General features: G+C 41.9%; 18 protein-coding genes. 15 read left to right on the plus strand and 3 right to left on the minus strand.

Annotated features, from left to right (window positions below):
- Nucleotides 1-91 precede the first annotated feature (91 nt).
- Entirely contained in the window at nt 92-1,075 is a 984-nt protein-coding gene (locus FN815_RS00160) for a hypothetical protein (RefSeq protein WP_142452571.1), read from the minus strand.
- A 101-nt stretch (nt 1,076-1,176) separates the two neighbouring features.
- Between FN815_RS00160 and FN815_RS00165 the strand changes: the two genes are divergently transcribed.
- The 7 genes from FN815_RS00165 (at nt 1,177) to FN815_RS00195 (ending at nt 8,703) form a co-directional block, all read left to right on the plus strand.
- Nucleotides 1,177-2,307: a glycosyltransferase family 4 protein gene (locus FN815_RS00165; protein ID WP_142452572.1), complete on the plus strand. Its 1,131-nt coding sequence runs from the start codon at nt 1,177-1,179 to the stop codon at nt 2,305-2,307.
- A 212-nt stretch (nt 2,308-2,519) separates the two neighbouring features.
- Nucleotides 2,520-4,541 carry an NADH-quinone oxidoreductase subunit L gene (gene nuoL / locus FN815_RS00170; protein ID WP_142452573.1) on the plus strand — a complete coding sequence of 674 codons (2,022 nt, stop codon included), beginning with the start codon at nt 2,520-2,522 and terminating at the stop codon, nt 4,539-4,541.
- Nucleotides 4,542-4,557: 16 nt separating this feature from the next.
- Nucleotides 4,558-6,168, plus strand: a complete 1,611-nt coding sequence (locus FN815_RS00175) for a complex I subunit 4 family protein (RefSeq protein ID WP_142452574.1) — start codon at nt 4,558-4,560, stop codon at nt 6,166-6,168.
- A gap of 4 nt (nt 6,169-6,172) precedes the next feature.
- Nucleotides 6,173-6,460: a 4a-hydroxytetrahydrobiopterin dehydratase gene (locus FN815_RS00180; RefSeq protein WP_142452575.1), complete on the plus strand. Its 288-nt coding sequence runs from the start codon at nt 6,173-6,175 to the stop codon at nt 6,458-6,460.
- A 9-nt stretch (nt 6,461-6,469) separates the two neighbouring features.
- Nucleotides 6,470-7,933 (plus strand): NADH-quinone oxidoreductase subunit N, encoded by a 1,464-nt coding sequence (locus FN815_RS00185; protein ID WP_142452576.1) that lies wholly within the window; start codon nt 6,470-6,472, stop codon nt 7,931-7,933.
- A 127-nt stretch (nt 7,934-8,060) separates the two neighbouring features.
- The gene (locus FN815_RS00190; RefSeq protein ID WP_142452577.1) at nt 8,061-8,309 is read left to right on the plus strand and encodes a CopG family ribbon-helix-helix protein; all 249 of its coding nucleotides are present in this window, start codon (nt 8,061-8,063) and stop codon (nt 8,307-8,309) included.
- Entirely contained in the window at nt 8,290-8,703 is a 414-nt protein-coding gene (locus FN815_RS00195; protein ID WP_142452578.1) for a type II toxin-antitoxin system VapC family toxin, read from the plus strand. The genes FN815_RS00190 and FN815_RS00195 overlap by 20 nt, the downstream gene beginning before the upstream one ends.
- A 275-nt stretch (nt 8,704-8,978) precedes the next feature.
- Here FN815_RS00195 and FN815_RS00200 read toward each other — a convergent pair whose 3' ends face one another.
- On the minus strand, nt 8,979-9,911 hold the full coding sequence (locus FN815_RS00200) for a hydrogen peroxide-inducible genes activator (protein WP_142452579.1): 933 nt from the start codon (nt 9,909-9,911) through the stop codon (nt 8,979-8,981).
- A gap of 91 nt (nt 9,912-10,002) precedes the next feature.
- On the opposite strand from FN815_RS00200, the gene FN815_RS00205 reads away from it, so the two are divergent.
- Together FN815_RS00205 and FN815_RS00210 are read left to right on the plus strand one after the other, a co-directional pair.
- Nucleotides 10,003-10,281 (plus strand): acylphosphatase, encoded by a 279-nt coding sequence (locus FN815_RS00205; RefSeq protein WP_142452580.1) that lies wholly within the window; start codon nt 10,003-10,005, stop codon nt 10,279-10,281.
- 189 nt (nt 10,282-10,470) lie between these two features.
- On the plus strand, nt 10,471-11,256 hold the full coding sequence (locus FN815_RS00210) for a hypothetical protein (RefSeq protein ID WP_142452581.1): 786 nt from the start codon (nt 10,471-10,473) through the stop codon (nt 11,254-11,256).
- 130 nt (nt 11,257-11,386) lie between these two features.
- On the opposite strand, the gene FN815_RS00215 is transcribed toward FN815_RS00210, so the two are convergent.
- Nucleotides 11,387-12,109, minus strand: a complete 723-nt coding sequence (locus tag FN815_RS00215) for a hypothetical protein (protein WP_142452582.1) — start codon at nt 12,107-12,109, stop codon at nt 11,387-11,389.
- 294 nt (nt 12,110-12,403) lie between these two features.
- On the opposite strand from FN815_RS00215, the gene dnaE reads away from it, so the two are divergent.
- From dnaE to FN815_RS00245, 6 genes are all read left to right on the plus strand, one after another.
- A complete protein-coding gene (gene dnaE / locus FN815_RS00220) occupies nt 12,404-16,621 on the plus strand; it encodes a DNA polymerase III subunit alpha (RefSeq protein ID WP_142452583.1) in 4,218 nt (1,405 codons plus the stop codon).
- 202 nt (nt 16,622-16,823) lie between these two features.
- On the plus strand, nt 16,824-17,150 hold the full coding sequence (trxA, locus tag FN815_RS00225) for a thioredoxin (RefSeq protein ID WP_142452584.1): 327 nt from the start codon (nt 16,824-16,826) through the stop codon (nt 17,148-17,150).
- Between the two features lie 989 nt (nt 17,151-18,139).
- Nucleotides 18,140-19,120: an SH3 domain-containing protein gene (locus tag FN815_RS00230; protein WP_142452585.1), complete on the plus strand. Its 981-nt coding sequence runs from the start codon at nt 18,140-18,142 to the stop codon at nt 19,118-19,120.
- 148 nt (nt 19,121-19,268) lie between these two features.
- The gene (locus tag FN815_RS00235; protein WP_142452586.1) at nt 19,269-19,844 is read left to right on the plus strand and encodes a hypothetical protein; all 576 of its coding nucleotides are present in this window, start codon (nt 19,269-19,271) and stop codon (nt 19,842-19,844) included.
- A 3-nt stretch (nt 19,845-19,847) separates the two neighbouring features.
- Nucleotides 19,848-20,291, plus strand: a complete 444-nt coding sequence (locus FN815_RS00240) for a helix-turn-helix transcriptional regulator (protein WP_142452587.1) — start codon at nt 19,848-19,850, stop codon at nt 20,289-20,291.
- Nucleotides 20,288-20,734 (plus strand): hypothetical protein, encoded by a 447-nt coding sequence (locus FN815_RS00245; protein WP_142452588.1) that lies wholly within the window; start codon nt 20,288-20,290, stop codon nt 20,732-20,734. The genes FN815_RS00240 and FN815_RS00245 overlap by 4 nt, the downstream gene beginning before the upstream one ends.
- Nucleotides 20,735-21,151 lie beyond the last annotated feature (417 nt).

Here is a 21,151-nt window from a genome sequence, read left to right on the forward strand (position 1 = left end):
GCATTGAAAATAGTATGCTCTGATTAATTAATACATTGTATGGTGTGATTTTAGATAAGTTAAGTATAGTAGTAACAGAAAGGATGGCCAATCATTTTTGAGACTCTGTTTCTTCACTGGCAGCCAGCTCAGAAACATCCGGTACAAAGGAGCTTTCCTTAATCCAGGCGCTAAGCCCGAATGCCAAAAAGTTGAAAGCCTTATTCAGCACGCCCTTGGTTAACATTAATGCTGCAATATCGCTGGTTGACACCGCTAATCCTTCGGCTATACCAATACTCATTCCCACATAAATCAAATCCTGGTTGGGGATAAAAGGAATGCGGGTTAGTACGATCTCTACAGATAACAAAGTGAACCAAACATATAAAGGCGTTTCGGGCATCACTACATAATACATCAGCACATTAACGGCTTGTCCCAGAATCAACCGGAAAGTTTGTATGCCAAAGATGCTGAAGGCCGATTTCATGGGCATAGAAATCACCTGGTGACGGAAATGAACAAAAAGGATCACTAAGACCACCAGGAAGATCGCCCCACCCCAAAAATATGCTTGGTCTTGACGGGCAAACCATTCTACAATTTTGATTTGATCCGTAAAAAGAAAAGCAGAAAGCAAACCAATGGCCACCAGGGTAGAAGCAACCGAGGATATAATGTTATTATCCTTAATGGTCTTGAGGACTTCAGAGTCGGTGAGATTCAGGTTGTTGCGAGCCCACACATAAAAATATACTTCTCCTGAATATCCCAAGAGGTCTTTGTTGTATATTTTCTTAAGTAAGAAAACCGGGATAGATTTCAGCCAGTCAAAAGTCCAGGTAATGCGATAGATAAAGATCTCAAAGAAAGGCAGTTGGAAATACAGAAAAAGAAAAAGGAGGTAGAAAACCGGGTTAAGGGGCAACGAATTCCAAACCTTGAGCCATCCAATGTCGGTGAGTTCATACACCAGCCACACCAGGATCGCCGTGTTAAACAGGTACTGTCCCCATTTAAGAATACGTTTACCGGTTTTCGTCTTGAAAAAGGAAGAAAGCCTTTTTCTGTAATATCGAAGTCGTACCTTCAAGCGTGTTGCGGGTTGATTCATTGAAGCAACAAATATAGGGTTATTTCAAGCTACTGTTTAACTACTAATTCTTTAATTTTTTTGAAAACAGCTAACTTAATATGCGCTTAGCTCTTATTACTCAGGATTTTACCCCAAAGATAGGAGGCATTCAGACCTATGCGCTGGAATTGGCCAAACGTTTTAATAAAAAATGCGACTTTTTTTGTGTGATTGCTCCGGATGTACCTGGTGCAGCGGAAGTCGATGAAAAACTTCCGTTTCCTGTAAAAAGAATTAAGACACCAGAACCGTGGCTGGGCTGGGCGGGCATTCCCGAAATTCCACTTTATATCTATCACCACAGTATCGACCGAATTTTCCATACCCAATGGAATACCTTACCTGTTTCTTTGATGATGAAAAAGACCGGGTTGATTAACCACATCTATGTAGCCGCTCATGCCCGGGAATTGCTTTTTAATCCTGTAAAAGGAAGTGTTTTTGGGGGAGGGTATGCAAAATATCGACAGAAAATGTTATCCAAAGCGGATTACTTCTTTCCGGTGAGCGAATTTACTGCCGGGTTGCTTCAGAATGAGGGAATACTATCAGAACAAATACAGGTGGTAACAAATGGGACAGACCCCGAAGAGTTTTATCCATTGAAATCTGATGATCTTAAAAAAGAACTGGGCATTGAAAACCGGAAAATCCTGCTAACTATCACCCGACTGGTTTCCCGGAAAGGAATTGATACGGTCTTAAAAGCCATGCCTATAATAGTTGAGGATCATCCCGAACTTCTTTATATGATAGTAGGAGAGGGAGAACAAAGGCCGCAGCTGGAACAACTGGTAGATGAGCTAAACCTGCATGACCATGTGCATTTTACCGGAAAAATTCCTCACACAAAGCTAAACGGGTATTACAACAGTTGTGATGTGTTTGTAATGCCATCTAAAACCGAACTCCCTGATGTAGAAGGTTTTGGTTTGGTGTTTTTAGAAGCCAACGCTTGTGGCAAACCGGTCATCGGTTCGTATTCGGGCGGAATACCCAGTGCGATCATTCATGAGGAGACCGGACTTATGGTAGAACAGGAAAACCCAAAAGAGTTGGCGGCCGCTGTTAATCATTTACTAAATAATCCTGATTTGGCTGAGAAATTAGGACAGCAGGGAAGGCAGCGTGTCGTGGAGGAGGCGAACTGGAATCGGGCTGCAGAACGGATTATAAAGCTTATGCGGTAGAAGTAGTTAATGTTTTTGTTTTATAAAGTTTAAGTCCTTTGAAGATAAGCGCCCATTTTAATCAAGCCGTTGAATATTTAATGAATCTAAATTCCTTAAAAATCACCCAAAACGCTCTTTACCTTGCTGAAGTTTTTTGTATCTTTGCCATCCATTTTGGAACCGCAAGCTGTGGTTCCTCTTCTATATCGCAAATAAATAAAGACTAATAGATGGAATCCGCTGCGGCGTTGTTTACACTCATTATTGCTCTTCCATTGCTGGGTTTTCTGATTAACGGGATAACCGGGCTTTTTGTAGAAAATTATCGTACCAAGAAAAACCTGATTGGCATCATTGCCAACACAGCGGTATTCATTCCTTTTCTGATTGCGGTTTACTTCTTCCTGAATATGAATGCCGGCTCTGAAGCCGTGGTATACAAGCTGTTTACCTGGATGGATGTGGGCACCTTTAGTGTGGATATTGCCTACCGGGTTGATCAGCTCTCTATTATGATGGCGCTGGTAGTAACGGGTGTTGGTTTCTTGATTCATTTGTATTCCATGGGCTATATGGCCGATGATGAAGGATATTGGAAGTTTTTTGCGTATCTGAACCTCTTTATTTTTGCGATGCTCAACCTGGTGTTGGGTAACAATCTCTTGCTTTTATTCCTTGGATGGGAGGGGGTAGGTGTTTGTTCGTACCTGTTGATTGGTTTCTGGTATACAGATATGGCCAAATCGGATGCCGCTAAAAAAGCTTTTATCTACAACCGTATTGGTGACTTTGCTTTCCTGATCGCCATGTTTATGGTGTTCCAAACGGTAGGTAGTCTTAATTTTGATGTGATTCTTGGTAACCTGGATGCTTTTTCCAGTGATTACACCTTCATTATTGGTTTATTGATGTTTATCGGGGCTACGGGTAAATCAGCCCAGATTCCTTTATTTGTTTGGTTGCCCGATGCCATGGCTGGCCCAACTCCTGTTTCCGCCCTGATTCACGCGGCTACGATGGTAACCTCCGGAATCTACCTGATTTCACGAATGTCACCTATGTATGTGCTTTCACCGGAGGTTATGCTAATTGTTGCCGTAATTGGTGCTTTAACGGCCATTGTTGCAGCTACCATTGCCATCACACAAAACGATATCAAGAGTGTGCTGGCCTACTCAACGGTTTCTCAGTTAGGATATATGTTCCTTGCACTGGGTGCCGGTGGTTTTACGGCCGCGATGTTTCATGTGATGACGCATGCCTTCTTTAAAGCATGCCTGTTCCTCGGTTCCGGTTCAGTAATACACGCTATGCATCACGTTGAGCACGAACTGGAGCATGATGGTAAAGATGTTCATTTTGATCCACAGGACATGCGAAATATGGGTGGGTTGCGAAAGTATATGCCTTCCACTTATAAAACATTTTTGATTGCTACGATTGCTATTGCGGGTATTCCTCCGCTGGCCGGTTTCTTCTCCAAAGATGAAGTTTTAGCTATGACAGCCAATGCCGGTGCCGGTGAATTTGGGCAGTATATGTATATGGCATTGTGGGTAGTTGGTATTATCACCGCCTTCCTGACAGCCTTTTATATGTTCCGCCTCACGCTTACTACCTTCCATGGCGAATTCAAGCTTGGAAAACGTTTTAAAGAAGCTGTAGGTGCAGAAAAGTATTTACATGAAAGTCCTGCTACTATGACCATTCCACTTTGGTCGCTGGCCGGTTTGGCTACCGTTGGTGGTTTCCTTGGGGTTCCAAACTTCATTGTGGAAACCTTTACCCACGAAGAAGCCCATATCAATTTATTGCATAACTGGTTATACAATATCACCGCCGATTACGAACTAACCCTTTCCCACGGTATCGAATGGGCGCTGATGTCAACTTCTATTATTATTGCAATAGCCGGTGTATTTACCGCTTTCAAAATGTATAACAACAATCAGCAAGTTGAATCGGACGCTAAACTGGCTTCTATGTTTGGAGGCTTGTATCAAACCTGGAAAGACAAATACAACTTCGACGAAGTGTATGAAGGCTTAATCGCTCGTCCGATGGTTCGCTTCTCTGATAAAGTACTTGCCGTGTTCGACATGAAGATAGTGGACGGTATCGTAAATGCTACCGCCGGAACGGTTCGCTTGTTTGGCAGCCTCTTCCGTTATGTGCAAACCGGAGTTGTTTCAAGCTATGCGCTGGCTTTTGTTTTAGGCGTGATTCTCATTCTCTACTTAATGGTAATGTAATTCCCCAGAATTCTTGATGGAAACTCTTTTAAATATCGTTATTTATTTACCGCTGGTTGGCATTCCGCTGATCATTTTATCCAAGAATGAAACCACGCAAAAGTGGATTGCCTTACTGGTGACCACCATTACCTTTGTAGCATCTCTGCCGCTGATGTTTGGCTTTGATGTTGCTAATTCAGGTACCGCACAATTTGTAACCGAAGGGGGAAGGTTAATTGAAAACCTGGATATAAAATATCTGGTTGGCCTGGATGGACTGAGTCTATTGCTTTTTATGCTCACCACTTTTATGGGCCCATTGGTGATTCTTTCTTCCTGGAATTCCGTGACCAAGCATCTCACCGGATACTGGAGCATGTTGCTATTGCTGCAAACGGCTTCTTTGGGCGTATTTTCATCGCTCGATCTTATGGTTTTCTACGTGTTCTTCGAGCTTTCTTTGATACCTATGTATTTCCTGATTGGAATTTGGGGAGGAGCAGGACGCATTCAGGCTACTATAAAGTTTTTCATTTATACCCTGGTTGGGTCGCTCATTATGTTGGTTGGGTTGATTTACCTCGGCTACGACGCTGGCGCTGCCATGGGGGCAGGAACCAGCTTTACTACCGACTGGCGCTTCCTTTCCAGTGATGTGTATACGATTGGTCTGGTAGAACAAACCTATTTATTCCTGGCTTTTGCACTGGCCTTCTGTATCAAAGTGCCCTTGTTTCCATTCCACACCTGGTTGCCTTATGCGCATACCGAGGCTCCAACGGCAGGTTCTGTGGTACTGGCGGCTATCATGTTGAAAATGGGTACATACGGTTTGATCCGCGTTTGCTTGCCGATCTTTCCAAATGCCTTCATGGAATTTGCGCCCTGGATGGCGGCATTGGCTGTAATTGGTATCATCTATGGTGCACTCGTTGCTATGGTCCAAAAGGATGTGAAAAAACTGGTTGCTTATTCTTCAGTGAGTCACCTTGGTTTTGTGGTACTCGGTATTTTTGCTCTGAACACGGTAGCCGTACAGGGTGCCATCATCCAAATGATTAACCACGGACTTTCCACAGGCGCACTCTTCCTTATTGTTGGGATGATTTACGATCGTCGCCACACCCGTATGATTAAAGACTTCGGTGGTATTGCCAAACAAATTCCCGTGTTTACGGTGATGTTTATGATAGCCACTTTTGCCTCTATTGGCCTGCCCGGCTTAAATGGATTTGTGGGAGAGTTTTTGATCCTGAATGGTTCCTTCTTTTCTGAGCTGTATAACAACAAGATTTTTGCTATCCTCGCTGCATCCGGTGTAATTCTGGCAGCAGTTTACATGTTGTGGATGTTCCAGCGTGTGATGTTTGGTCCGTTAACCAATGAAGAGAATAAGAAATTAGTAGATCTGAACGGTCGTGAAATCGGATTACTGATTCCACTCGTTGTTTTCATGTTTTGGATTGGTATCCGTCCTGTAGACTTTACCAAGTATTCTGAAGTTCAGGTTACTGAATTGATTGAAGCTTCTGAAGAGAAGAGTATGGCCGTGCTGGAACAGGCTCGCAATGAAGATTTGCCAAACTGGACTACGAAATTGTATGATGTAGACGAATCAGAATCGCAATTAGCATCAACCAAATAGTACAATGGCACAACCACCACTTTCCGAAAACGATATTCAACAAGCGTTGAGTTCTCTGGAAGGATGGGAATTCGGCGACGATACAATCACCAAAGAATATAGTTTTAATGATTTCAGTGAAGCCCTTGGATTTATCGTCCGCGTTGGCTTGGAAGCTGAAAAACAGGTCCATCATCCACAACTGTTTAATGTGTACAACACGGTAAAGATCAGCCTTAATACACATGATGCAGACGACAAAGTAACACAGAAAGATGTGGATCTGGCCAAAGCAATAGAAAGCGTTTTATAAAATTAGCTAATGGATTATTTAGGCGACATACAAGCTTTTTTACCCGGAGTAATCACTGCCGTAGCAGGTTTAGTGGTTATTGTGATAGAATCTCTCAAGAAAGAGAGTCCTCTTAATTTTTACGTAACCATAGTGTCGCTTGCGGCTGCTCTTATCGTGAGCGTGTATTCGCTGGGAGGAGAACTGGAGACAGCCTTTTCCGGTATGCTCGTTCACGGCGGACCTGTTGCCTTTGGTAATATGGTTATCTTAGCCGGAGCTTTATTTTGTGTCTTCATCAGCGAGGATTACCTGAAGGGCATTGGCCACTATTATGGCGAGATTTATGCCCTCTTGTTGTTTGCTACTTCGGGGATGTTAGCCTTGGCAGGCTCCAATAACCTGATTACTCTTTTTGTAGGTCTTGAGACCATGTCTATTTGTTTATATGTGATGGCAGGTTTGATCAAAGACGAAAAAGCCGGAGCAGAATCAGCACTTAAATACTTTTTATTAGGAGCTTTCTCTACGGGATTTCTTTTGTATGGGATGGCCCTCATTTACGGAGCTACCGGTACTACCAGTATTCCCGAGATAGGAGCTGCAGCAAGTACCGGTTTGTTATTCCTTGCCGGAGCTGCCCTGTTGATGGTTGGTTTCTTATTTAAGGTATCCGCCGTTCCTTTCCACATGTGGACGCCAGATGTGTATCAGGGCACGCCAACCTCTCTGACGGCTTATATGGCCACAGCATCTAAAGCTGGGACCTTTGTAGCCTTTATTTTGGTGCTATCCCGCGCACTTCCTGTTATGGAAGGATTAAATTGGCAGCTGGTGTTGAGCGTGATTGCAGTGCTTACTATGGTATTTGGTAACATCATCGCATTGGTTCAGGATAATGTCAAACGCATGCTGGCCTACTCAAGTGTGGCCCATGCCGGTTATGCTTTAGTTGGCTTGTCTACCGGAACATTTGAAGGATATAATGCCGTACTTTACTACTTGTTTGCATACACCATCATGAATATTGGTGCTTTTGGAGTGATTGCTTATTACGAACGTAATAAAGGACTTGATTTCAATCAGGTACAAAACCTGGCTGGTCTTGGTTTTAAAGAACCCCTGATGGGTGTTTCGCTTTCAGTATTCTTATTCTCTTTGGCAGGTATTCCGCCACTGGTAGGTTTTGTAGGTAAATACTACGTATTTGCTGCGGCCATTAATGCTGAGCTGGTTTGGCTGGCAGTGGTCGGTGTCTTAGCGAGTGCAGCCAGTGTGTATTATTATCTGCGTGTGATGGTCTATTTGTATTTCCGCGAAGAGCATCAGCCTATTACTTTGTTTTCTCCAACCCTGATGTACAAAGGTACCATTGTAGTACTTGCCCTGCTTACCCTTTACTACGGTATAGAGCCCGTATTGCCCTCCACAGGGTTGATGGAAATTCTGAGTGGCTTTGGCGGATATGACGCTGCTGCTTCTTTAGCTCCGTAATGATCTAAATTATTTTAGCGATTTGTAGAGCCCTTCAGAGAATGATCTGAAGGGCTTTTTTTGTGGATTCTTGAAATGTTATACACAATGTATTACATTGAAATGAAGTTTAATAACAACTGCAGCTATGCGTTCAATACGTCTCTCAGATGAAATGGAAAAAGACCTGGAGGCTATCGCAGATCAAAAGAAAACCTCCCGGTCCAATATCGTTAAAGAAGCATTGGTGGAGTATATGGCAAAAGAGAAAAAATACAATAAACCCTTTGAGTTGGGCGAGCGCTACTTTGGGAAGTACGGTAGCGGAGATACCAATCGCTCAACAACCTACAAATCACGACTAAAAGAAAAGCTCCGTGACAAGCACTCTCATTGATGCGGGCCCGATTATAGCTTTATTTGACCGCGATGATCAATATCACCGGAAAGTGTATGAGTTTATGCGGGATTTTGAAGGACGGTTGATATCCACCTGGCCGGTGCTCACTGAGGTTTCCCATATGCTGGATTTCCATAAACAAGCTCAACTTGATTTTATTGATTGGGTAGGCGAGGGAGGTATTGATGTCCATAACCTGGATCAGTGGCAGCTATTTAATATTCGCAGCATCATGGATAAATATGATGATTTACCCGCTGACTTTGCCGATGCATCGCTGCTTGTGGCCGCAAATGAGCGCACACTTACCCACATCATTTCACTAGATTCTGATTTCCAGGTATATCGTTTAAAAAATGGAGAAGTATTGGAGAACTTATTGCCATTATAACGGCAAATAACGCCTTACTTAATAGCCCACTTTTCGATTCTAAACCAGTCAGCAATCGTAACTCGGGGTCTCACACTTGATTTCCTAAACAAACTAGATCAGTTTATTAGATCTGCTGGTACAAGCGAGACGCTTGCACTAGTCGTTAGTTATAGGTTGTAGAACAGTTCTTTGAGCAGGAGCCCTACATATCATAAACATTTCGTGGTAATAGAATCAGTACAAGAGCTTGGTTGAATCCTAAAAATCAGCGCAATCAAATAAATCAGTGATCCCTACTCGATCACCATTTTTTCTTCTTCAGATTCCAGCTCTTCAGGAATTGAGTTTTTAATTACATCTGCAAAAGAATCAATCAAATTTTTCTTGAGGAATTCACGGCTGTACACCAGTCGTATTTTGCGAGAAGGAACCGGATCACTGAACTTTTTAACTACGCCATTAGCACATCGCGTATCATGATCGTTCATAGCCAGGTAGGGCATTAGCGTGACGCCAAAATCCTGCTCCACCAATCGCTTCAGAGTTTCAAGGTTTCCGCTTTCAAAAGTAATAGGGGTTTTATTTCGCTTCTCGTTATTCTTCTTGCAGATCTTCATGGTTTGATCGCGGAAACAGTGCCCCTCATTCAGCAACCATAAATCCTCTTCATACATATCTTCAATTGCAATTTTGTCTTTCTTAGTAAGTTCGTGATTGGGGTTCATGTAAGCTAAAAAAGGCTCTAAAAACAGCTCATGCTCAAAGATATGTTGTTCGGTAGGGGTAGCAATAATTCCAACGTCAAAATAATCTTCGTTAAGTCCTTTGAGTACTTCCTCTGTAAGAGCTTCTTCAAAAACGAGTTCTACCTCAGGGTGTTTATCCACAAATGGCTTCAGGAACAAAGGCACCAGGTAAGGAGCGATGGTGGGGATAATCCCAATGCGAAAACTGCCCTTAAGGGTTTCTCCCTGCACCGAAACCATATCTTCGATGTGTTTGGCTCCGCTTAAAATTTGCTTTGCCTGTGTGATGATTTCTTCACCGATAGCTGTGGGTACTACGGGGCTTTTGGACCGGTCAAAAATGAGCACGCCTAATTCATCCTCAAGTTTCTGAATTTGCATACTGAGGGTAGGCTGTGTGATGTATATTTTTTTGGCAGCCGTGGCAAAATGTCGGTGTTTGTCGACGGCAACGATGTAAGAGAGCTGCGTAAGAGTCATTTCAAAAAACGATTTGAACTATTTTAGGAAGAATAATTTTTTATAATTGCGTAGCTGTAAAATAGAACTTTAATAACAAAAAGGTAGACCATTGAGAAAGCATATTTTCATAAGTGGACGTGTACAGGGTGTAGGCTTCCGTCACTTTACGAAAGTGAATGCGCGAAATCTAAATATCAACGGATGGGTGAAGAATTTGTCGGATGGCAGAGTGGAAGCAGTTTTTGAGGGTGAACAGGATCAAGTTCGGGAAATGATGCAAAAAGTGAAGAAAGGTCCCAGGACGAGTTCTGTAAATTCTGTTGTTGAAAGCGATGAAGCACCGACTGAGCAGGAAGAAACACTCAATTCTTTCGAAGTCAGATACTAAAAAATCTACTTTACAAAAAGACAGCGTAAGCAAACAGGGCATTGAAAGTTTTATCAGACAGGTTAATAACCTTCGATTGGTTGATTCCTCTGTAAATAAAACCCTAATGTATTTTTTGAAACTTGTCCTAAATTGATTAGGCTATAGTTGGTATCCAAAATTCTAAATTAATTCAATAGGGTCGGTATTATGAGGAAATATATTTTATTTATCATCTTTGTGTTTATTCATATAACCATCACCGGATGTACCACCTCAACCGATGAAAGTAAAGTGAATGTTCGCATTCATAATGACTCGTCAGAAGATTTAAACAATATCACTTTAAACCTGGTCTCTTCGGAAACATTCGATTCATTTTTTGAAAACAGCGACACGCTTACCTATGAGGTTTCAAATGTGGCAAGTAAAGCTTACAGTGAATACTATCCTGCGGATGAAGAAACCAGAGACATTGAGCTGATTTTTGATGTAAATGGTGATGAAGAAATCAACAGAATGCAGGTTTCTGATTTTGATACGCTGTTATCCGGAGACTATACAATTAGTTTTCAGGATAATTATTTATTTGAACTGGAATCTATGACCCATGATGGAACCAGCGAAGATGGATCAGTCAAGGTGAGAATCATGAATAATACCTCCTTTGATTTTGAAAGCGTATTTCTAACCTTGGATCAGGAACGTCCTGAAGATCCGGATTCTCCTGAAAGCCGCAATAATGTGGAGAGAAAAGAGGTGGACTTTGGTAATCTTGCCAGTGGTGCAGCAACAAACTACGTAGAAACAGACATTGGCTTTAATGTGCCCCGAGGATATACTTTCAATGTTAACGGACAGGAAGAAAACTACTGGAATTTTGATTTCGAATCCTATTTTTATGAAGATTACGAAACATTAGATCCGGGTTTATATACTTATGTAATTTCCTATACCGGCATACAAGTCTACTTTTCTGATTTCACCAAGGATTAACCCAAAAAATCATAAAATGAGTTTCTGTTCATTCTGTATGAACAGCTAAGCTTTACCGATTTTTCAGGATTTTTGAATGAGGGGTGGATCATTAAATGTCTGAGCTATTAATATTTAAATCGATCAGTTCTTACTTATTGATAGAATCATAATAATAAAGCAGCGTACGGGCCTCACGCTCGTTTTTAATCTTAAGTCTGGCAGCCTTGGCATATTCTTTTAAATCCTTTTCGTGCGTGCCCAGGGTTTCAATAAAAGGGTTTCGTTTTAACCTGGTCTTCGTCAAACCAATGTGCTCTGTGAGAAGATAGTACGTTACGCTTTCTTTGTACTCGCTGTATTTTGCGTTGGAGAAAGGATCCCGTGAGCTGTTTTGATCAAAAAAGACCTCGTGTTTGGCCAGTAGTTTTGTATCACCGCTATACACAACGCGCATCAGATCAGAAGGACCTATATTTAGATTTTCATCATAAAAACCATTTGCAAACTGGGTTTCCACATTACCGTTGTCATCAAGAATGATGAAGCCCTTTATTTTATCAGGATCATAGGCTCTTAATTCATCCCCTTCTTTAAACACCACTTTCTGTTCATAGATGTTATAGTTCAGCTTTAGCTTTTTGGTGATAGACTTATTGTCCAGGATTACTTTACCGTCTACCCAATCATCAGAGAAATATTGAGAGCCTTTTACGTTATTATTCTTAGTGAGGAATAACTTCGAGTCGCCATTCCAGGCATCATACTGTTGTTTGTCGGATTCCGAACTTTGTGCTATTAACGGGGAGGTGAAGAGTAGTACCAGAGGGAATAATAAACCAATGAATAAGCGGTGATTAATTAATGTCATCATAGAAATCTCTTGTTGCTGTTTAAAAGAGTATAATGAACTCCGGCATGATTATCAGAATTCATGTAAACAAAATACGATGGTTCAAGTGTTTACAAAGTGTGGAAAACTAATACTGTTATGAGGCTGACAGAACAGTATATTATTTAGGCTAATTGCAGACTTTAAATATCGTGGAATCTTTTTCGTACACATTTGATTCCGAATGCCTTAGCAAAATATTATCTTTGAATGTGAGAAGCGCATCAGACATCCAGCACCTAAAACGAATCTAAAACCGCGTACCAAACTCTTTAGATGTATTTAATTTTTGATACCGAAACCACGGGCTTACCTCAGGATTTTTCCGCACCCATTTCTGATCTGGACAATTGGCCCAGACTGGTGCAACTGGCCTGGCAGCTTCATGACCACACCGGAAAGCTCATCAATAGCGGTAACTATATTGTAAAACCTGAAGGATTTACGATCCCGTTTAACTCGGAGAAAATCCACGGTATTTCAACGGAGCGTGCCCATGAAGAAGGGGTGGAGCTGGAGTTTGTGCTCAAAGAGTTTTCCAAAGACATCGACAAGGCATTTTTCCTGATTGGGCACAATGTCAGTTTTGATGAAAAGATCATGGGGGCGGAATATCTTCGCAAAAAGATTCCTTCGGCCATCATTGATAAGCCCAAAATTGATACCAAAATTGACGGTACGGATGTAGCCAAGATTGAAGGCGGTCGCGGTGGTAACTACAAATGGCCATCACTGGGTGAATTACATCATGCCTTGTTTGATGAAGGCTTTGAAGATGCCCACGATGCTGCAGCTGATGTTGAAGCTACAGCACGCTGTTTCCTGGAGATGGTTCGCATCGGGGCTACCACCATCAACTTCCCGATGGATGCAAGATTATACGAGTCTGCCCAAAGCTACATCAAAAAAGATGAATACATTGATCTGGTTTCCCCTTCCCGTTTTAAAACCAAACAGACGGAGGAACAACTAGAGGCTCAAAAAAAAAATGGCAGCGCAGACGGGACAACTGGTAGCAAGCAGTTAAAAGAGGCTACTTTTACCCACCTTCACAATCACTCCAAATTTTCGGTGTTACAGGCCACAGCAGGCATCAAAGACCTGGTTGCAAAGGCCAAAGAAGAAGGGATGAGTGCGGTAGGCTTGGCCGATTTAGGCAATATGTACGGGGCTTTTTCTTTTGTGCGGGCCGCCCATGCCGCAGATATCAAACCGATTGTAGGCTGCGAATTTTATGTGGTGGAAGATCGTCTGCAGAAGAAATTTACCCGTGATAACAAAGACCGCCGTTATCAAATCCCGATGTTTGCGAAAAACCAAAACGGGTATAAAAATCTCTCCAAATTAAGTTCTATCGGTTTTACGGAAGGATATTACTATAAATATCCCCGTATTGATAAAGCGGCGATTGCCGAACATGCCGAAGACATTATCTGCCTGAGCGGCGGCGTTCGTGGATGGCTGGCCGATTTGATCCTCAATAAAGGACAAGAGTTCGCCGAAGAGGAATTGAAGTGGTGGATGGATACTTTTGGGGACGATTTTTACCTGGAAGTGCTGAACCACGGACTGGAAGAAGAGAAGCGGGTAAACGAGGTATTCCATTCTTTTGCCGAAAAATATGGCGTAAAACTGGTAGCCACCAACAATGTATTCTACCTGGATGAAGAGGACGCCAAGGCCCACGATGCGCTGATTTGTATTGATGATGGCGAGCTGATGAGTACCCCCAAAGGCAGGGGCAGGGGATACCGGTACGGCTTCCCAAATGACGAGTTTTACTTCAAAACTCAGGATCAAATGAAAGAGTTGTTTGCGGATATGCCGCAAGCCATCCTGAGTACCGACGAGATTGTAGATAAGATTGAGCCCATCAAACTGGAGCGTGACGTACTTTTGCCGCGCTTTGAGCTTCCCGAGGGCTTTGAGACGGAAGACGAATACCTCCGCCATCTTACCTTTGAGGGAGCCAAGCCCCGGTACGACGAAATTGATGAAGAAGTAACCGAGCGTATTGAACTGGAGCTGGGTATCATCAAAGAGATGGGATTTGCCGGCTACTTCCTGATTGTGCAGGATTTTATTGCCGCGGCTAAAGATATGGGCGTATATGTAGGTCCTGGGCGTGGATCGGCGGCCGGTTCGGTGGTAGCATTTTGTACAGGGATCACCAATATCGACCCGTTGAAGTACGATTTGCTGTTCGAGCGTTTCCTGAATCCCGAACGTGTAAGCATGCCCGATATTGATATCGATTTTGATGATGACGGGCGCCAGCGTGTTATTGAATATGTGGTGGATAAATATGGGGTTGACCAGGTGGCGCATATTATCACTTTTGGTTCTATGGCGGCACGTTCCTCGGTGCGTGATGTGGCCCGCGTGCTCGATTTACCCCTTTCTGATGCAGACCGCCTGGCCAAGCTGGTTCCCGAAAAGCCCGGTACTTCTTTGGATGATGCTTTTTCTGAAGTCAAGGAACTGCGTGATATCCGTGATGGTGAAGGCCTGGAATCAGAGACTATGCGTATGGCGCATGTTTTGGAAGGTTCAGTCCGAAACACCGGTATTCATGCGGCCGGCGTTATTATTGCCCCGGATAAACTCACTGAGTACATCCCGGTAAGTACGGCTAAAGATGCTGATTTGTACGTCACCCAGTTTGACGGTGGGGTGATTGAAGATGCCGGTATGCTGAAGATGGACTTTTTGGGGCTTAAGACCCTTTCCATCCTTAAGACGGCCATCGAGTATGTAAGAGAAAATTTTGGTAAGGAATATGACCTGGATGACATACCGCTGGATGATGAAAAAACCTACCGGTTGTACCAGCAGGGAGGCACTTTAGGAACGTTTCAGTTTGAGAGTGAAGGGATGCGCAAGCACCTCAAAAACCTCAAGCCTACCAACATCAATGATTTGATTGCTATGAACGCCCTGTACCGTCCGGGGCCGATGCAGTTTATCCCGGATTATATTGCCCGGAAACATGGTAAAGAAAAAGTCGAATATGATCACGAAGATCTGATCGACATCCTGGAGCCCACCTATGGTATTATGATCTATCAGGAGCAGATCATGAAAGTAGCGCAGAGGATGGGCGGCTACTCGTTGGGTGAAGCGGATGTACTTCGCCGTATCATGGGTAAGAAAAAGCCGGAGCTGTTACCGCCTGAAGAAGAAAAGTTTGTCAATCAGGCCGTTGAAAAAGGCTATGACAAGCAAACCGCCAAGGATGTATTTGACAAGATGGCGATGTTTGCCGGTTACGGCTTCAATAAATCGCACTCGGCGGCTTATTCGGTAGTGGCCTATCACACCATGTATTTCAAAGCCAACTATCCGGCGGAGTACATGGCTGCGGTGATGAGCCACAACATGAGCGACATCAAAAAAGTGGCTTCTTTCATCGAGGAATGTCAGCGAATGGGTATCCCGGTAGATCCGCCAAACATCAACACGGCACGGGGTAAATTCCGCGCTAAAGAAGGCCGGGTGCAATACGGGATGTCTGCCATCAAAGGGGTGGGTTCATCCGCTATCCAGCATATTGTGGAAGAGCGGGAAGATAACGGCGACTTCAGCTCTATCTTTGATTTTGCTACCCGGGTAGACCTCAGAACTTGTAACCGCAAAACCTTTGAGAGCCTTATACTTGCCGGAGCTTTTGATACCCTCAATGATAATCGCGCTCAGCTGTATGATTCCTTAGAAGATATTTTATCCTATGCTGTTCGCAAGCAGGAAGAGATCCGCTTAAACCAGGGGAACCTGTTTGGTGGGGACAGCGGTGGACCCGGATCACAAGAACCTAAATTACGGGAAGTGGCCCGGTGGTCTCAAATAGAACGATTGAACCAGGAAAGGGAACTGATTGGTTTTTACCTGAGCGGACATCCCTTAACCCGTTTTAAAGAAGAGATCAATTTATTTGGAAAACAGGATCTCAGTGAGGAGAAGTTTGCTCACATGAATGACCGGGCAAATATAAAATTCATTGCCATTGTTACCGGAGTGAAAAGAGTGACCGACAAAAAAGGGCGTCCTTTTGCCTTTTTGCAGGTTGAGGATCTGAATAACTCAACCGAAGTGATTGCTTTTAGCAGTACTTACGATCAGTATATGGGACTGCTGCAAACCGATAACGTGCTCTATATTGATGGTGTGGTAGACATGCGAAGCGGCGAGCCCAAAGTGATAGCCAACTCGTTTGAGCGGGTAGAGAACCTGCGGGAAAAATTCCAGGAACAATTGAATCTTAAAATTGACCTGAAGACGGCAGAGCTGAATAAGGATGACCTCAAGCAAATGGAAACCTTATTCTCCCTGAACAAAGGAAGCACAAACGTACGCTTTACACTACATAGTAAAGAAGCCAACGGCCCCATCCGAATGAATGTGCGGAATTTTGTAGTAGAACCCAATGATGATCTGCTGCGTGGACTACGGGAAGTTTTAGGCGAAGAATCGGTACGGTTAGTGCATGGGAATTAGTTTTGCAGTGATCAGTAGGCAATTCAAAATTCATCATTCACCATTCAAAATTGATCTTACATCTTTAATCTTAAATTTTGAATTTCTAAGGTATCACTCAGCCTTATCAGCCCAATAATTTAAAAGAATGTGTAATATTGAATGAATTATGCCGATATTTGTTCAGAATTATTGAAAACCTAATAAATACAACAAAAGCATTATGGCTAAACCAATTGAATTCACAGACAGCAACTTTGATGACGAAGTATTGAAATCCGATCAGCCGGTATTGGTTGATTTTTGGGCCGAGTGGTGTGGTCCTTGCCGTATGATCGGGCCCATCGTAGAAGAGATGGCCGGAGAGTATGAAGGAAAAGCCAAAATCGGAAAAGTGAACGTTGACAACAATCCGGAAGTATCAGTTAAATATGGTATCCGAAGCATTCCTTCGCTGCTGATCTTCAAAGACGGCGAAGTGGTGGATCAAATTGTAGGTGCTGTACCCAAATCACAGCTGACCAAACAGTTAGAAGCGCAAGTAGCGTAATTTCTAACTAACTGAATCTCAAAGCGATGCAGAGTATTGCATCGCTTTTTTTATGCTTCCTATTTTTTACAAGGCTTATCCTCGTCACGGTGCTGCGCAGCGTAATTTGTGATAGAGGCTCTGCCTCAAACTAAAAATCCTGTCCGCCTAGCCCCATTTCCGGGAACCATCAAGGTTGATGATGAGGCAATAAGCACATCCACGATGGCATAACTGTTTACAAAATCACCAAAGGGTTACTTTTCTGGCGCTCCGAGTCATAAGAGGCGTATAGGGAGAAATAGTGGCAAGTTTTATATATCTAAAACTTGCCAAAAACTACTTTTCCAATTTATCTGTGCTTTTCCTATAATCCATTGTTATTCAAACAATTTAAACCAAAGTTCTTGGTCTGACGGCTTGCCCGTCTAGCCAATGGTTGAATTCGGGTAACGTAGCTTTTAGCCATCCCTCAAACCGGCAATCGGTCAGATGGAAATCGAAATGGTTTTATACGGTTTCTCGATCTGACGGCTCTAAGTCCGTCTGATCGATGGTTAGATTGGAGTTGGGAAACCGTGGGTACCCTGCAGATGGTTAATCTGTCAGTTGGTTTTCGGGAAAGGTAATAGTAAATAAGTAAAAAATCGGTTTTCGTTTATGCCACTCTTCCAAAATGTGGTACTGAATACATTTCTCTCCGGGGTGGATGAGAAAAAGGTGGAACTCGGTCTCACCGAAGAAGCCGAATGAATGGAGTACTTCAATCAACAAAAGCCCAGAACAATGAGCTCAAATCCTGAATCGTACAAATGGATTCCGAGATTGTCTGGATGGTGTATGGGTTGAAGAGAAAGTTAGGATTGTGGAGAATGCAGGAAATTAAGAATTATGGATTGGGAATCTCTAAACCATTATAAATTTTTTTGTAAGGAATTACTCTGAACTAATGGTTAGATTAAATCTATATGTTTAATAAAATCAATTTTTAGATTAATATTTACTGAGCTATGGCCAAAGAAGAAGAGCAAAAAAATGAGAGGTTATTATTATCTAAAGAGTTGATAAAGAATCTTGATCACATGCATAGCATTCGTTCTTTAGAAAAAGTATTAGCTGGTTTCAGTGAGCATTTAAAGTTAAATCAAATCGCTCTTTCTAAATCTATAATAGCTGCAACGAAAGCTTCCGAATTGGCAACTTTAAATTTAGATAGATTTATAAAAGTAAGAGAAGCCGAAGTAGAAAGAATTGTTAATGCAGTAATTCAAAATCAAAAAATTTTTACTGAAATAGGAGTCATGACTGCTGGAATGCTTTCACAAATTGCGAAGAACAATTTGGGGCTTGAGTCAAGAATTTCCTCAATTATGGACTTATCTATTCCACTGCATCAGTTTGAAAGCTCTTTCAATCAAGAATTTCTACAAAATATTCACTCGGAATTTTCAGAAGTAGAATCTGAAGCAGAGGGATTAGAATCATTAATTAGATTTTTTGAAGCTAAAATATCTTCTCTTAAAAAAGGTAGTGTATCTGCTCAAGGTTTTTGGCTAATTTTGCGACTTTATATTGCGATAATCCCAACAATTGCTCTAATAATTAGCATCAACCAAGGGAAAACAAATAAACAAGTAGCGGAAGATGTATCAGCAATAAAAGAAGATTTATCAGCCATAAAACATGCAAAAGAAATCTCAAATGAGTTTTTGGGAAATTTAAATGAATTAGGAGAAAGGGTTTTTCCATTAATTGAAGATTTGGCTATCAGTGACAAGGAAGAAGTATTGTATATTGTTAAGAAAAAAGCTCCCATTCGGGCAAAACCTAAATCAGATAGCGACACTCTCCATCGTGTTTATCCAAATCAAATTGTAAATATCATTTCCGAAGAAAAGCGATGGTTTTACGTTGAATATTTTGATCATATAGAAGCACTTCCCAAAATGGGATACATTTACAAAGGGAATGTAACTGAGTTTAATAAGTAGGAGTGTTTAAATTCGTTTCTAACCCCGTTGTAATTTTAATTAGAGAAAAAAAGTATCGAGAAACCAACATTAGAGCATAAAATGACTCAACGTACAACATTAATGATAGAAGCAAGGAACTTTCTAATCAACTCACAGGTTGATTGATATGGAGATTGTACGTATAATAGACGCTCCAGAACCAGTATTGTATGCTGTACAGTACACTGGAGAGGAAATTCATGAACTATATAGAAATATAGATTTATGGATTGATCCAGAGTATCTAAGAGAATTTTTTAAAACTCATGAAAAAGATTTAAAGTCCTATTGTGAGTTCCACGAAGTTTTTTATAGCATCAATGATGCCGTAAGAAAAACTATAAATGACATTGAAAACTTAGAACAAGTTTTAATAGAAAAAGCTGAAAACGGGATAAGTGATGAAGAGGAAATCCTTGAAACTCTTTTTAAACCACTACACAACAAAGAAAAAGACCAGCGTTATGCTTTACAAGAAAGTAAAGCTACTTTAGATGAAGAAACCTGGCTTAGATTATATGCTATTCGAATTGATAAACATTTGTATGTGATAACCGGAGGAGCAATTAAGCTCACAGAAACCATGAACGAAAGAGATCATACTAAAACTGAACTCAAAAAAATGGATCAGGTTGTTCAATACCTAAGAAATGAAGATTTGATCAATGAAGAAGAATTTGAAAAGTTTGAATTAGGGATTTGAGATATGACAGATATTAGAAAAAAAATAGAAGAAATCGCCATTGATGATACCAGTGGCTGGAAAGAAGATGCAAAATATCGTCGTGCCAATAGAAAATGGTTACGAAAATCTCAGGATATCGCCCTCCGCATTTTAGATGTTCTTGAAGAGAAAGGGATGCAGCAAAAAGATTTGGCGGAAGCTCTAGATGTTTCTCCCCAGCAAATCAGTAAGATTGTAAAAGGGAAACAAAATCTGACGCTTGAAACAATTTCCAAATTGGAGCAGGTGCTTGGCGTTGAATTGGTAGGTGTACCTAAATATCAAACCAAGATGGATGTGGATAAAAAAGAGGTCAAAACAAGTTTTGGAAAGCAGAAGAGACAAAGAGTTGCTGTTCAGGTAGATTTTGGAGATGTTTTTAAGCAACCATCAGATTCGGACTATAATTATAGAAATGCGGCATGAGCAAAGAATTAGCACTTAGTTTTCGCTTGGTTGACATTAAAACTGATGAGTTTGCCATAATAGAGGATAGCTTTGAAGAGGGAGGGAATGTAAGATTGGGAACCTTCTTTGACTTTGGGTTAGATAAAGAAAAACACATTTTAGGCACCAATGTTAAATTTCTGTTTGAGCAGGATGAAAAACCTTTTTTAATCATTTCTGTAACCTGTGGCTTTGAAATGGAAGAAGAAGCTTGGGAATCATTGATTGACGCAGACAAGAATAAAATAATAATACCGGAAGGTTTTGCTTCTCATATGGCTGTATTAACCGTGGGCACTGCCAGAGGGGTACTTCATGAAAAGACAAACGAAACAGATTTTAACGATTTCATTATTCCTCCCATCAACCTTACTAAAATCATTAACGAGGATATCGAAATTGATTTGAATGTTGATGAATAAGTGTAGTGGTTAACTTCCAACCTCTTTCCCAACGCCCCAGTTGGGAATACCCCGCCGGACCACACGATCCGAGTGAGCAGTATGACCTCGTTGCGAAGCTCCATCTTCCCGTAGCTGTAATGAGCCTGTCATCCCGGATACCGAATCACTGGAAGCCGGAGCTTCTGGAAGAAGGGGGTTACGCAGCCGGAGCTACGTAACCAGGATGGAGGACAAGCGGCGCTACGTACATCTCTCAGGTACCACATGGTTATGTCTTTTAGTATTTCCTGAAATTCTTTTCTTTTTTTGTAAGGAATGACTCTCAACTCCCTCTTACTAATACATACTTGAACCAACAGCCCCGGAGAATTACGCAGCTTTTCGTGGTCGGGCTTAATAATGCTTAATCCATTTTATTTAGGAGGTACTTTATGG

The sequence above is a fragment of the Gracilimonas mengyeensis genome (assembly GCF_900182705.1).
In the GTDB taxonomy this organism is placed as follows: domain Bacteria; phylum Bacteroidota; class Rhodothermia; order Balneolales; family Balneolaceae; genus Gracilimonas; species Gracilimonas mengyeensis.

Coding starts and splice junctions, on each gene's coding strand:
- FN815_RS00215 (WP_142452582.1), bottom strand. CDS start 12,109: ATGATGACATTAATTAATCACCGCTTATTCATTGGTTTATTATTCCCT.
- dnaE (WP_142452583.1), top strand. CDS start 12,404: ATGTATTTAATTTTTGATACCGAAACCACGGGCTTACCTCAGGATTTT.
- FN815_RS00210 (WP_142452581.1), top strand. CDS start 10,471: ATGAGGAAATATATTTTATTTATCATCTTTGTGTTTATTCATATAACC.
- FN815_RS00185 (WP_142452576.1), top strand. CDS start 6,470: ATGGATTATTTAGGCGACATACAAGCTTTTTTACCCGGAGTAATCACT.
- nuoL (WP_142452573.1), top strand. CDS start 2,520: ATGGAATCCGCTGCGGCGTTGTTTACACTCATTATTGCTCTTCCATTG.
- FN815_RS00235 (WP_142452586.1), top strand. CDS start 19,269: ATGGAGATTGTACGTATAATAGACGCTCCAGAACCAGTATTGTATGCT.
- FN815_RS00175 (WP_142452574.1), top strand. CDS start 4,558: ATGGAAACTCTTTTAAATATCGTTATTTATTTACCGCTGGTTGGCATT.
- FN815_RS00245 (WP_142452588.1), top strand. CDS start 20,288: ATGAGCAAAGAATTAGCACTTAGTTTTCGCTTGGTTGACATTAAAACT.
- FN815_RS00200 (WP_142452579.1), bottom strand. CDS start 9,911: ATGACTCTTACGCAGCTCTCTTACATCGTTGCCGTCGACAAACACCGA.
- FN815_RS00190 (WP_142452577.1), top strand. CDS start 8,061: ATGCGTTCAATACGTCTCTCAGATGAAATGGAAAAAGACCTGGAGGCT.
- FN815_RS00240 (WP_142452587.1), top strand. CDS start 19,848: ATGACAGATATTAGAAAAAAAATAGAAGAAATCGCCATTGATGATACC.
- FN815_RS00230 (WP_142452585.1), top strand. CDS start 18,140: ATGGCCAAAGAAGAAGAGCAAAAAAATGAGAGGTTATTATTATCTAAA.
- FN815_RS00165 (WP_142452572.1), top strand. CDS start 1,177: ATGCGCTTAGCTCTTATTACTCAGGATTTTACCCCAAAGATAGGAGGC.
- FN815_RS00180 (WP_142452575.1), top strand. CDS start 6,173: ATGGCACAACCACCACTTTCCGAAAACGATATTCAACAAGCGTTGAGT.
- trxA (WP_142452584.1), top strand. CDS start 16,824: ATGGCTAAACCAATTGAATTCACAGACAGCAACTTTGATGACGAAGTA.